The organism is Mucilaginibacter sp. OAE612, from assembly GCF_041806395.1.
Classification (GTDB): domain Bacteria; phylum Bacteroidota; class Bacteroidia; order Sphingobacteriales; family Sphingobacteriaceae; genus Mucilaginibacter; species Mucilaginibacter rubeus.
In genome coordinates, this window is record NZ_JBGMUW010000001.1 from 3,778,184 (window position 1) to 3,790,357 (window position 12,174).

Annotated in this window: 12 protein-coding genes and 3 tRNA genes; 10 read left to right on the top strand and 5 right to left on the bottom strand. The window is 42.7% G+C overall.

Going from position 1 to position 12,174, the window contains the following annotated elements; genetic code table 11:
• The first annotated feature begins 290 nt into the window (after positions 1–290).
• The 4 genes from ABID99_RS15665 to ABID99_RS15680 all read left to right on the top strand — a co-directional run bounded on the left by ABID99_RS15665 (position 291) and on the right by ABID99_RS15680 (position 4,460).
• Entirely contained in the window at positions 291–893 is a 603-nt protein-coding gene (locus tag ABID99_RS15665) for an NUDIX hydrolase N-terminal domain-containing protein (RefSeq protein ID WP_373614281.1), read from the top strand.
• 231 nt (positions 894–1,124) lie between these two features.
• Positions 1,125–1,304, top strand: coding sequence for a hypothetical protein (locus tag ABID99_RS15670; protein WP_373614282.1), 180 nt, complete (start codon positions 1,125–1,127; stop codon positions 1,302–1,304).
• Positions 1,305–1,387: 83 nt separating this feature from the next.
• Positions 1,388–2,821, top strand: a complete 1,434-nt coding sequence (locus ABID99_RS15675; protein ID WP_373614283.1) for a tetratricopeptide repeat protein — start codon at positions 1,388–1,390, stop codon at positions 2,819–2,821.
• Positions 2,822–3,326: 505 nt separating this feature from the next.
• A complete protein-coding gene (locus ABID99_RS15680) occupies positions 3,327–4,460 on the top strand; it encodes a glycoside hydrolase family 76 protein (protein WP_373614284.1) in 1,134 nt (377 codons plus the stop codon).
• A gap of 85 nt (positions 4,461–4,545) precedes the next feature.
• On the opposite strand, the gene ABID99_RS15685 is transcribed toward ABID99_RS15680, so the two are convergent.
• Complete coding sequence (locus tag ABID99_RS15685; RefSeq protein ID WP_090524273.1) at positions 4,546–4,881, bottom strand: hypothetical protein; 336 nt, start codon at positions 4,879–4,881, stop codon at positions 4,546–4,548.
• Positions 4,882–5,043: 162 nt separating this feature from the next.
• On the opposite strand from ABID99_RS15685, the gene ABID99_RS15690 reads away from it, so the two are divergent.
• On the top strand, positions 5,044–5,199 hold the full coding sequence (locus ABID99_RS15690; protein ID WP_112652139.1) for a lmo0937 family membrane protein: 156 nt from the start codon (positions 5,044–5,046) through the stop codon (positions 5,197–5,199).
• A 126-nt stretch (positions 5,200–5,325) separates the two neighbouring features.
• Positions 5,326–5,643, top strand: coding sequence for a hypothetical protein (locus tag ABID99_RS15695; RefSeq protein ID WP_373614285.1), 318 nt, complete (start codon positions 5,326–5,328; stop codon positions 5,641–5,643).
• A gap of 3 nt (positions 5,644–5,646) precedes the next feature.
• Here ABID99_RS15695 and ABID99_RS15700 read toward each other — a convergent pair whose 3' ends face one another.
• Positions 5,647–6,333, bottom strand: a complete 687-nt coding sequence (locus ABID99_RS15700) for a DUF2461 domain-containing protein (protein ID WP_373614286.1) — start codon at positions 6,331–6,333, stop codon at positions 5,647–5,649.
• A 191-nt stretch (positions 6,334–6,524) separates the two neighbouring features.
• On the opposite strand from ABID99_RS15700, the gene ABID99_RS15705 reads away from it, so the two are divergent.
• Entirely contained in the window at positions 6,525–7,316 is a 792-nt protein-coding gene (locus tag ABID99_RS15705; RefSeq protein ID WP_373614287.1) for an NIPSNAP family protein, read from the top strand.
• Between the two features lie 107 nt (positions 7,317–7,423).
• Positions 7,424–7,588 (top strand): hypothetical protein, encoded by a 165-nt coding sequence (locus tag ABID99_RS15710; protein WP_176623620.1) that lies wholly within the window; start codon positions 7,424–7,426, stop codon positions 7,586–7,588.
• A 331-nt stretch (positions 7,589–7,919) separates the two neighbouring features.
• Here the strand turns inward: ABID99_RS15710 and ABID99_RS15715 are convergent.
• The 3 genes from ABID99_RS15715 to ABID99_RS15725 form a co-directional block, all read right to left on the bottom strand.
• Positions 7,920–7,993, bottom strand: a tRNA-Cys gene (locus ABID99_RS15715).
• Between the two features lie 6 nt (positions 7,994–7,999).
• Positions 8,000–8,072: transfer RNA gene (locus tag ABID99_RS15720), tRNA-Ile, on the bottom strand.
• Positions 8,073–8,085: 13 nt separating this feature from the next.
• Positions 8,086–8,159 (bottom strand) — tRNA-Pro (locus tag ABID99_RS15725).
• A 759-nt stretch (positions 8,160–8,918) separates the two neighbouring features.
• Here ABID99_RS15725 and ABID99_RS15730 point away from each other — a divergent pair.
• Together ABID99_RS15730 and ABID99_RS15735 are read left to right on the top strand one after the other, a co-directional pair.
• Entirely contained in the window at positions 8,919–9,959 is a 1,041-nt protein-coding gene (locus ABID99_RS15730; protein WP_091169225.1) for an IS110 family transposase, read from the top strand.
• A gap of 297 nt (positions 9,960–10,256) precedes the next feature.
• Positions 10,257–11,828 (top strand): TROVE domain-containing protein, encoded by a 1,572-nt coding sequence (locus ABID99_RS15735; RefSeq protein WP_373614288.1) that lies wholly within the window; start codon positions 10,257–10,259, stop codon positions 11,826–11,828.
• The last annotated feature ends 346 nt before the right edge of the window (positions 11,829–12,174 follow it).

Here is a 12,174-nt window from a genome sequence, read left to right on the forward strand (position 1 = left end):
CGGTGTATATGCGACCAATGATAGGGTGAATGCGACAGAGAATAAAGTACTCATTTCCGAAGAGAGACTCGAACTCTCAAGAGTTATAGATTGCCGTGAAACTATAAAGTGTGCCCAGAACGAGATTCGAACTCGTATATCCCGAACCTAATCGGCAGGAAGCAGGTACAAGAAAATCCAAGGATTTTTAAAAGTAATAAATTCCTTCCATCCGCAAACATCTTTAAACAATGATTTTATAATTTCTTTACCCCGGTTATATCAGCTGTTAGCTATATTGCAGGCACTATATGAAAAAGAACTATATCGACCTGCTTGAAAACATCTATGCCCTGGCGCAAACCGGTATCAGGTATACCAAAAGCCCTTTCGATATGGAGCGCTATCAAAAGCTGCTGGATATAGCCACACAGGAGTACAGCGAATTTACCGGCCTGGAAACCGAAGTTTTAAAAGAACGATTTAATAAAGACCTTGGATATGCCACACCCAAAGTAGGCGTTAACGGTATCTTGTTTGATGACAATGGCCGCCTGCTGGTTGAACATCGCAGCGACGATTTTTTATGGGGATTGCCCGGTGGCTGGGTTGATATTGGCGAAGACCCTGAAACAGCCATGAAACGTGAATTTTGGGAAGAGGCCCGGCTAATTGTTGAACCGGTTGAGATCATTAAATTCTTCGCTGTCCCCGCCGGACAGTTTCAGCAGCCCCATAGTTCGGTAGTAGTGCTTTATTTATGCAAATACGTTAGCGGCAATATCGAAACATCCATAGAAAGCCTCGAAATAAAATTTGTTGATCCGGCCGAAATAACCAGCTGGCATAAAAACCACGGGGAGTATGTAAAAGAAGCCTTACTTCATCGAAAAAAAGCCATGTCGCGAGTATAAAAATTTGTTTCGGTCACTTCTATTTTATCCACTCCTTTATGAGCTGACGGTTTCGTTTTTTCAGTCTCATTTAATATACTTTCCACAAAACCGCCAACTATCCACATAAAACGGCACAGCATTTCACATAATGCGTAAAGATTTGACCATCAGTAAAATATAAATGTATATTTATATACCTGCTCGCTTAGCAATTAACTGAACTCAAACTGATTTTTAAACATTAAAGCCATGAGTACATCAACCAAAGCATTCGACAAAAACACCTCTATGGGTTTTAGGGACAAAAATACCTCAATGGGATTTGCTGATAATGAAACAGCCCTTGAGCCCGAAGACGAAGCCGCCGACGGATTTGTAGCTTCGCCCGACCCGGATAATGCAGCTGAAGAACCTTCGATGGATAGTTAGGAAACTGTTTTATCCGGCTGGTATCATTGCCCTGTATATCTATCCCCTTCCTAAAATGGGGGCTTTGTTTTATTTTATAATTTATGCTAAACCACATACTAAAGGGAATGGTTTGCGTATGCCTTTTAACCGGCATCGCCACGGATACCTATGCTCAAAAAAACATATTAAATCGGTTAAAATCAGAAGCGGCCCGGCATAAAAATGATACCGCGGGTGTTGAACCTTTACGCCAATTAAGCTTACAATTGCAGGCCACCCAGCCTGATAGCGCGCTGATTTATGCACAGCAGGGGCTTGAACTGGCCCGCAAATTCTCGTTCAAAAAAGGCGAGGCCGATTGCATGAACCGCCTGGGTGTGGTTTTATGGAAAAACGGCAAGTATGACCAGGCCCTTTCTTTTCTGCTCAACTCACTAAAAATACGCGAAGAAATTAACGACCGCCTGGGTATTTTAAAAAGTCTCAGCGATATAGGCATCGTTTACTCCGACCAATTGGATAACGTAAAAGCCCTATCCTACCATTTTAAGGCTAAAGCTGTCGCCGAAGAACTGCATGAAACAGCGCGCCTGGGGATTATTCTGGCCAATATCGGCAACTGCTACATCAAGCTTAACAAGGTTGATTCGGCTTTAAACTATGAGATGCAGGCTTATGCCATAAAGCAAACCCTGAAAGATACAGCTACCATGCCTAACACCTTATCCATTTTAGGCGACATTAACTATAAAATGGGGCACACCGCCCTGGCGCTTGATTATTACCGGGTGAGTATAAGTTATGCTGCAAAAGTAAACGATCAAAACAGCCTTGCCGATAGCTATAACAGCGTAGCACAACTCTATAAGCAAAAAGGTATGGCCGATTCAAGCATCCATTATGCAACGCTGGCCCTTAATGCCGCAAAAACTGCGCTATATCCCGAGGGGATTTTTCACGCCAGTAACCTGCTTACCGATGTGTACCGGGGCAAAAATGAGCACCTCGAACTGCTTTATTTAAAAACCGCCCTCGCCGCTAAAGACAGTATGTTCAATGCAGAAAAAATTAAGCAGATCCAAACGCTAAGTTTTAACGAAGCAGCCCGGCAGGAAGAAATTGCCGAAGAAAAGCACCGCGAAGAAGAGGCGCGGATAATTAATCTGCAAATGGTAGGCATAGCTGTTTTTATCCCGACATTTTTTTTGGTAGTGTTACTGCTGAGCAAAAGCCGTACCCACCGCAAGGTGATTGAGTTTATGAGCGTGTTATGCCTGCTGCTGGCTTTTGAATTTCTAACACTGTTTATCCATCCTTTTGTACAGCGCCTCAGTAACCATTTGCCCGTGCTTGAACTGGTGATCCTGGTATGCCTGGCCTCCGTGCTGGTACCATTCCATCATAAGCTTACACACTTCATGCATGAGCGGCTGGTACACGGGCATAAACCTCAACAGCCCCCAGTTACCGCAGCGATACCTTCGCCAGAGAAAAAGGAAACTAAACCACCTGCCGCAAAACGTAAACCTGCGTAAGGTTAAATACAGTTTCATTTTTTTAGAGCTTTTATTTACTTTTTTTAGCGCAAGTCTTGCGGGCTCGGATGTGTGCTGGCTGACTTGTGATACGCAAGCCCAAGTTACCCGACTCATCAATCCAGGCCCGCAAAACTTGGGCTAAGGATATTCTCGTCCCCTCAGGGTCTCTCGCAGAGGACCCTGAGGTATCCGCCGTGCAGATCACTCAGCTTTTAACCACCAAAAACAGCAATTTCAATAAACGTTTGCTTTGCCACCGTCTTAGCAAATGGGGTGTTGAAACAAGTTCAACATGACGAAGTTTATTATGTCTTACGTAAAAACGCCCCCTCAACCGGTTAAAATCACGGTTAAAAATTGGGTTAATGATTTTTTGTGGGTTAAAACGTTGGTCAGCGGTCGTTTTTAAACCTATAATTGCCTTGCCTGTGAATAATTAACCAGGAATTAAAACCTTATTCCTCTACCAGACATAAGCCTATTACTAACCAACATTTATCATATGAAAAAACCAATCTGCTTTTTGATCCTGAACTTGTTCATTACTATCGTAAGCTGCAGCAAGGGCAAAGATATTACCCCCGTTACCGCTAAACCGGGACCGGATACTACCCCAACCGATAATAGTACCGGTTTTAGCAGCGCCGATGCCGATCTTGCCTATACAGCATTCAATAACGCCTTTTACGATTCAAATAATAAACTATATTTCAGCACCACTAAAAAAGATGGCGTTGCAGCTATATGGACGCAGGCTATTTACTGGGATATGGCCATGAATGTTTATGAGCGTACCAAAACCCCTGCACAGCTTACCCGCATTGGCGATATATACCAGGGTAATTATAATCATTACGATGGCTACAACTGGAACAACACCACCGTTTGGTTTATTTATGACGATATGATGTGGTGGGTTATTGCCCTGGCGCGCGCCAACCAGCTTACCGACAATGCCACTTATCTTGAAAAAGCAAAATCCGGGTTCGACAGGGTTTGGAACGGCTCTTATGACCCTATAGATGGCGGCATGTTCTGGGATTTTCAGCACAGCGGAAAAAACTCATGTATCAACTTCCCTACCGTTATAGCAGCTATGAAATTGTATAATATCACTAAGGATGTCTCTTATCTTAATAAGGCCAAGTCTATCTATGCCTGGTCGAAAACTAATTTGGTGGATGCATCGGGCAAAGTGAACGATAACAAAATAGGCAACAACCCTCCGGGTGGTCAGGACTATACCTATAATTCTGGTACCGCTATTGGTGCAGCCATGGCCTTATACAAACAAACCAACGATGCAGCTTACCTTAACGACGCCAAACTATATGCCGATTATGTAAAAAACAATATGTGCACCAACGGTATATTACCTGCCGAAGGGGATTTTAACGAACAGGGTGTTCTGAAAGCTATTTTCGCGCAATATATAGTGCAACTGATCAACGAGGGTGCCCAGAGTCAATACCTGAGCTGGATCCAAACCAACGTTAACACCGGCTGGAAAAACCGCGATGGCAGGAACCTTACTTATCGTAATTACGCCGTGCCTACCCCAACCGGCGATATTCAATCATATGAGGCCAGCAGCATTGTAACTTTTATGCAGTTGATACCTCCAACTAAGAAATAAGCATTACGCTCTGCTATTTCCCACAAAACACGAATGCGCTAAAAATCATTTAGCGCATTCGCGTTTGTCCGCGTTTATACATAATTTAAATAATCCACAATTGCGGCGTATCCCTGAAATGATTGATCTCCTCAATCACTTCCAGTACCTCATCGGGCGATAGCTCATTTTCGCCGTCGGCAACGTAACTAAAAACTTTTCCGGGTTGCTCAAAAGTAATATACCCCAGGTAATCGGGATTATTCTTTTTATTTACCTGCAAAAGCTTATCAGGCTGGTTAAGCTTGCCTAAAGTTGATTTATCGCGGCGATAAATACTATAAGTATAGGTTAACACCGGGTGACCGTCTGCATGGGCATCACTGTCCGGTATTATAAGAAGAGTTAAATTTTTAGCTATAGTAATAAAGAATGGTTTCATATGTAGCGTTAAGTGCAGCATCAAGATATAGCAAGAGAGATGCCATAATCCTTATTTCGATAAAATTAATTTACTTTCAATATAAATAATATTTTTCAATAAAGATTGAATTATGGCACGATTTTTAAAGTGTTATATATAACAAACTAAATACATCAAACTATGAGATCATTATTGTATATCATCGCAGTTATCCTGATAATAGGATGGGCGATCAGTGTGTTTGCCTATTCGGCAACAGGTTTAATTCATGCTTTATTGGTAATTGCCGTAATTTCATTTTTGCTTGGCATTATCAGAAGCCCTTCAACAGTTTAAAAACTATTTTTCTATAAGAAAACAGAACGCGGGCCGCAAGCCCGCGTTTATTGTTTCGGATTTAAGCTAAAAATATCACACAAACTTTCATAACGTTTGTTTAGTGTTACTATAAGCTTTACGACGATGACATTAAGCGACGAAGAATTCAGGGAAGAATATAAACCACTGCACATCCCCTCACATTTTGACCCACTGGATACCCAGCAAAATAAAGCCATATATGCGCTGGCACAAATTGGCGAAGGTACGGCGGATAGTGTACTGAAAGAACTGGAAACCCTGCAGCCCGGCGTTGTGAACGAACAGGTCGCCGCGCTGGTTAAAACCACCCTTGTCAGCCTTTACAATAAAGGTCTTATTAAAGGCGAAGAACATAACGGGCAGATGCATTACAACCTCAGCAAGATCACCGAGGCTAATGACGGCTCAACGAGGCACTAATAGTTAATCTTCCTCGCCATTTACATTTGCAGTGAGCACATCGCTCATATAATCAAAAAAGGGGCGCATATTTTTAAAAGTATCAGAAGCCTTTATGATGAAGTCCGGGCTTAAAGCCTCCTCATCGGTAAAGCGTCGTCTTACTAAAAACTGTTTATAACGCAGCAGCTTAATAGCTTCATGATCTGCAGCATAACCTTTGGGTGCGGTTTTCAGCTGTTCGCCTTCTAAAACGCCAAAAGTTTTTGTAAACTCCTTACTGCCGATGATTTGCTTCAACGGCGAGGCATCAAAAGCGATATCATCGCGGATCCGCTTAAGATCGGGCGTATCCGGGGCCCAAAAGCCACCTGCTATAAATGTATTGCCCGGTTCCAGGTGAAAATAATAACCACCGCGGCGATGCTTTCCCGCCCGTTTAAAATTCCCGCTCCAGTTAGTTTTAAAAGGCGTTTTATCTTTTGAAAAACGGATATCGCGGTAGATGCGGTGCAGGGCCTTTTTTGCGTTGGGCGTTTCGATAACGTCATGCGTATTGAGCAGGTTTAGTAGCCCGACAGTAAAAGCCTCCACCAGTTCAAGCTGCTGTTGATATGCCTCTTTATGTTGGGCAAACCAGTCGCGGTTATTGTTCTGTTTCAGTTGCCTCATAAAATCAAAAGTGGAGGCGGGTAGTATTAGCTGGCTCATAATTAAAAATAATCTGCAAAAAGCAGGAAAGCCAAATTAGAGAAATTTGCAGGCTGTCCAAAATCGAATCCGCCTGCACTGTTTAATAATACATTCGGATGATGCTTAAGCACCGGATTTCCCCTCAAAACAAAAATGTGACACTTGTTTTTTGCCGAAAAACCTATCTTAGCCAAACAATCAAACCTGCTATGAAAAGGCGCTCCTTTGTTAAATCAACCCTGTTAACCGGTGTAACCGCAACTGTTTTACCTGCCATGAGCAAAGCTACAGAAACTCCCCCCAAAGCTGCCGAATACTATGAACTAAGGGTATACAACCTTAAAAATTCGGAACAGCAAAAACTGGTAGAGGATTTCCTGAAAGATACTGCTATCCCTGCCTTCAACCGGTTAGGTGTAAAACATGTAGGCGTATTTACCGAAATGAAGCACGAAGGCCAAACCAGGCTTTTTGTGCTGGTGCAGTTTAACAGTCTTGCCCATTTCGCAGCAGTGACCGATAGTTTCGCCGGCGATGCAGAACTGCAGGCCAAAGGCGCCGCTTATCTTAATGCCCCGGCCGCTGCCCCGGCTTATGAACGGATAGAAAGCTCTTTGTTAAAAGCGTTTGTACACATGCCGCACATGGAAGCACCCGAAAATAAAACGAGGATCTTTGAGTTGAGGCAGTATCAAAGCGCAACTGAAGCCGCAGGTAAAAAGAAGATTGAAATGTTTAATGATGAAGGCGAAATAGATGTATTTAAACGCCTCGGTTTCAAGCCCGTTTTTTGGGGCGAAACCGTAATAGGTTCACAAAGGCCTAATCTTACCTATATGATCACCTTTGATGACCTTGACGCAAAAAACGCTCACTGGAAAGCTTTTGGTAGTGATCTGCAATGGAAAAAAATCAGCGCTATGCCCGAATATGCCGATGCGCTGCTGGTGAGCAAAATAACGTCAACTATGCTGATGCCAACAACTTACTCACAGATTTAATTTTTTACAGACTTACGAAGTTTTGGAAACTTCGTAAGTCTTGCTTATCAACGGGCTTTTCGAATTTCATCATACAGCTTATTTTTCATAAATTTATTAGCCACGATATGGAGGCAAACAGGCAAACACTCAGTGAGGCTGAGATTGAACTTCTGAAAGAAGGCTTGAAACGAGGTTATAAAGAGCGTTTTCAAATGGCCACCCGTTTGTACAAGATACAACAAACCATGAGCAAGACTTCGATAGTACATAAACCAGTTATCAGCAAATAATCTGTGGATGTATTTGACGAGGAAATATTAAGCCTTTCCAAAACCATATTCCCCCTTAATTTCTCTACTGCCTGTCTCAACATTTGTTTTAAATAGATATTGCCTTAATTAAGATCAAAAGCCCCTGGTTTTGAGAAAGGCCAAAGGTGCGCAATTCTTATTGAGACTTATAACTTCCATCAACCATCACAGAAGCTAAGAAATACTCAGCAAATACCATAAAAAATACTATTAAATAAGTAAAAACAATAGTTATCCATACCCGGCTCTGCGCCGGGATTATGAAAGTTAAGGCCCGGGCGTAATGCTATTACGCAGGCAAAAATAAAAGAGGCCGGTACAAGATTCGAACTTGCGGACATTCCTTTTGCAGAGGACTCCCTTGAACCACTCGGGCAACCGGCCATGTTGTGGAAATAAAAGGACTTGAACCTTTAACCGACACCGTATAAGGGTGCTGCTCTTACCATTGAGCTATATTTCCAGCTGTAAATCAGTAGGGTAACCCGAACTTGAACCGGGAGCCTCCACATCCCAAATGTGGTAATCTGACCAATTGATATACTACCCTGTAAAGCAAAAAATCCCCTTAGTTTTTATCTAAGAGGATTTTTTAATGTTGTTATATACTTACTATATATACACAGCTATCTCCTCTGATAAATCAGTATGGGTGATGGACACTGTATACATATTGTTGTTTTCATGATGCAATTATACAAACAATATTTAAATTAAAAAATAATTATGAAAAATATTTTTTTTTCAATTACCCCAAGCTCCGCGTTAGCGATAGTAGCGGATACCGGCCAATGTGGCTAATACCTGTGCAGTATGAGCGTATAGCGCGGGCCGCAGGTAACGCCATAATTGATTTCGGATTTGGAATTTTTGGAATTTTCGGTTTCGGATTTGTTTATATCATCTCCCAATTAAGGGATTAAGATCTTTTTCAATTAGTTTAGCATTCAGTCAATTCTCAAATTATGTAAATTCTGATTCGGACAATGTCGTTGCCTACGGCCCGGGCTTTCCGTTGCAAGTCCTCGCCTTTCCGACCCACAATTCACCCCTCGCTGTGGGCTTTACACTACAATCCCTCCTATGTTTACATCTAATATTATTGTAATGATTTTATGAGTGAAAAGAGTGAGAGCACAGCAATCCCAAACAGCCTTGAGCATGTTGAGCGTTAGATATAGCCTCACTCCTTTACTTTTTTGAGTTTGAACAGAATGTAAGGAATACGACCAGGCAGTATATCCAGGATAACCAACAGGAGGAAAAACGAAGAAAGGTTTTCACTTATAACAGTTAAAAACTTTGATCAATGGCAAGCAGATTATTAAAACAAGTAGTAGGTATTGATGTGGCTCAAAAAGAGCTGGTGGTTTCTATCGGCAAGATGGATGAGCAGGCAGTTATAACAGTTTATGCGAACAAGATTTTTCCAAACAATGAAAAAGGATTTGCAAACCTGGAAGTATGGATAAACAAGCAAAGCATCCCCCAATATCCATTAAGATATGTAATGGAGGCCACAGGTGTATACCACGAGCGCCTTGCTTATTATCTGGCCGGCAAAGGGTATGCTGTAAGTATTGTCATGCCCAACAAGATCTCAAACTTCTTCAAGACACTGGAGATCAAAACAATTACCGATAAATCAATGTCTTTTGCCATAGCCATGTTCGGACTTGAAAAGAAACTGGATAACTGGGTACAACCCAAAAGGGTGTTCAGGACCCTGCGGCAGATAACCCGTGAAAGAGAACAACTTATTGCAGAAAGAACCATGATCAAGAACCAGCTACATGCTGAACAGTCCGAAGCTTTTCCGGGGGAAGATACTATCCGCAGAATGATGGACAGGATAAAGATGATTGGTGAACAACTTAAAGAAATACTTACTGAGATTAGAACAGCTGTAGCACAGGACAAACATTTAAAACAAACACTGGCTACCATTACCACTATTCCTGGAGTCGGCTTATTAACGGCCACTGTGATCATAGCCGAAACAAACGGCTTTGAGCTGATCAGGAGTAAAAAGCAGCTGACCAGTTACGCCGGGCTGGATGTCAGGGAAAAAGAATCCGGCTCATCCGTTAAGGGCAAACCCAAGATATCTAAAAGGGGGAACAAGCATTTACGAAAAGCCATGCACTTACCTGCATTAGCGGCCATAAGACATTCAGAAAGATATAAAGCTATATTTGTCCGGATCGTATCCCGAAATAGCGTGAAAATGAAAGCTACTGTAGCAGTACAAAGAAAATTATTGGAGATGGTATACACTATATACAAAACCAACAAACCATTCGAAAAAGACTACCTTCAACAGAATGCACACATATCCGAAAATAGTTAGAGCAGTCGCTTCAATTGAAGGACTGCCCTAAACAGGCTAACATAAAGCTGCCTAAGACTCAAAAATAAAAAATAACTTTTGCATATCAACACAGAATCTAACGCTGGCTTGCGCACCGAAAGTTGAAAACCTAAAATATTCTTCGTTTATACCCACTTTTTTAATGTTGTAAGAAGCTAACAACTGCCCAGCGTAATAATAAATTCAAAAAAAATAAAAATATTTTTCACTGCGCAAATACACTGCGCAGTAGCCTCTAACCTTTGTATCAACAAAACAAAATAAAGGAGGTTCAAAATGAAATTCAACCTGTTAAGCAGAGTAAAAACCAAAACGGTAAACCATGAAGGTGCAAAAGCCTTTACCATGAGTGCCGAACTGGAATTGTACACCACGGTAGTAACCTGGAGCTTAAACGACACCTTTTATGAAAAAGACCAGGCACGTATGGAGCGCCTGCGTAATTTGATAGCTAAATGCAACCCGGTATTTGTTGGTAAACTGGCAGTTTATGCACGTACCAAAATGTATATGCGTTCGGTGCCGCTGGTGCTGGTTACCGAATTGGCTAAGCTGCACTCGGGCAACGATCTGGTTGCCCGGGTTACCGACGGGGTTATCGGTCGCGCAGATGAGATCACCGAGCTGCTGGCCTGCTACGAAACATTAAACCAGCGTAAGGGCACTAAAAAGCTCAACCGCTTGTCAAAGCAAATGCAAAAAGGTTTATCACAGGCTTTTAACCGCTTTGACGAATACCAGTTTGCTAAATATAACCGCGATGGCGCTATTAAAATGCGCGACGCTTTGTTCCTGGTGCACCCACGTGCTAAAGATGAGCTGCAGCAGTTGATCTTTAACAAGATAGCCACAAACGAGCTGCAAACGCCTTACACCTGGGAAACAGAACTCTCGGCCCTTGGTCAGCTAAATTTTGATAGCGCCGAAGCTAAAGCAATAGCGTTCCGTGCCAAATGGGAGGAACTGATTGACAGCGGTAAATTGGGTTATATGGCTTTGCTGCGTAACCTGCGCAATATCCAGGAAGCCGGCGTAAGCTATGCCCACTTTAAAAAAGTGTGTACAACCATTGCCGACGGCGAACAGGTGGCTAAAGCCAAACAATTTCCATTCCGCTACCTGGCTGCTTACCGTGAGCTGATAACGCCAACCTCGGCGGTGCAAAACATTGCAAGGGCAGCCAAAGCAGCTATAACCGGCAACAAAGGCTACACCGGAGAACTGCTGGATGCATTGGAAAAAGCGGTACAGGCAAGCGCAGCCAATATCAGGGGCTTTGATGAAAATACCCGCGTATTGCTGGCCTGCGACGTGTCCGGATCCATGCAGCAACCGATCTCGGCTAAGTCAAAAGTACTATTGTACGATATTGGTTTAATGCTGGCGATGCTGCTGCAATCGCGTTGTAAAAATGTGGAGGTAGGTATGTTTGGTGACCGCTGGAAGACCATTACTGTACCACGCGGCAACATTTTGGGCAACGTGCAGGAGTTTTATCGCCGCGAAGGTGAAGTGGGTTACTCTACCAATGGTTACCTGGTTATCCATGACCTGAGTACCCGCCGCGTACAAATGGATAAGGTAATGTTATTTACCGATTGCCAATTGTGGAACAGTAACGGAGGTAGCAACCATATCCAGGAGCAGTGGGTTTACTACAAACAACACATTGCACCACAGGCAAAACTGTACCTGTTTGACCTGGCGGGCTATGGACAGGTACCTTTGCAGTTACTGCAAAACGATGTGCATTTAATTGCAGGCTGGAGCGATAAAGTTTTTGATGTGTTAGCGGCAATTGAAAACGGAAGCTCGGCGCTGAACATTATTAACAATATAGATTTATAAAAACGTGCAGGGAGGCTAACATCCCTGCACTTAAAGAAATAAAGATGCCGTTAGGTGAGAGTTACTTCGCAACCAATAATGGGGAGGGCATTGTGATGAAGGTCATGATGGAGGTTCGAGTCCTCGCTTGCAAGCCCCCAAGTCTCTTACCGCCTGTTGCTCTTTATAAAAGAAGGTGTCGTTTATAAGTGTTACTTCGATGATCCCAACTGAGACGCCGGTTTGAGTCCGGCCCCGAAAGGGTAGTTTAAACGATTAGAACGCAGTGTAAGCAAGCACTTATAGCTTATTACCCTTCTTTTAAAAAATTGAAAATAAAATAAGGTGCCGTAAACAAGTACTACTT

Coding starts and splice junctions, on each gene's coding strand:
- ABID99_RS15670 (WP_373614282.1), top strand. CDS start 1,125: ATGAGTACATCAACCAAAGCATTCGACAAAAACACCTCTATGGGTTTT.
- ABID99_RS15735 (WP_373614288.1), top strand. CDS start 10,257: ATGAAATTCAACCTGTTAAGCAGAGTAAAAACCAAAACGGTAAACCAT.
- ABID99_RS15675 (WP_373614283.1), top strand. CDS start 1,388: ATGCTAAACCACATACTAAAGGGAATGGTTTGCGTATGCCTTTTAACC.
- ABID99_RS15685 (WP_090524273.1), bottom strand. CDS start 4,881: ATGAAACCATTCTTTATTACTATAGCTAAAAATTTAACTCTTCTTATA.
- ABID99_RS15705 (WP_373614287.1), top strand. CDS start 6,525: ATGAAAAGGCGCTCCTTTGTTAAATCAACCCTGTTAACCGGTGTAACC.
- ABID99_RS15690 (WP_112652139.1), top strand. CDS start 5,044: ATGAGATCATTATTGTATATCATCGCAGTTATCCTGATAATAGGATGG.
- ABID99_RS15730 (WP_091169225.1), top strand. CDS start 8,919: ATGGCAAGCAGATTATTAAAACAAGTAGTAGGTATTGATGTGGCTCAA.
- ABID99_RS15665 (WP_373614281.1), top strand. CDS start 291: ATGAAAAAGAACTATATCGACCTGCTTGAAAACATCTATGCCCTGGCG.
- ABID99_RS15695 (WP_373614285.1), top strand. CDS start 5,326: ATGACATTAAGCGACGAAGAATTCAGGGAAGAATATAAACCACTGCAC.
- ABID99_RS15680 (WP_373614284.1), top strand. CDS start 3,327: ATGAAAAAACCAATCTGCTTTTTGATCCTGAACTTGTTCATTACTATC.
- ABID99_RS15710 (WP_176623620.1), top strand. CDS start 7,424: ATGGAGGCAAACAGGCAAACACTCAGTGAGGCTGAGATTGAACTTCTG.
- ABID99_RS15700 (WP_373614286.1), bottom strand. CDS start 6,333: ATGAGCCAGCTAATACTACCCGCCTCCACTTTTGATTTTATGAGGCAA.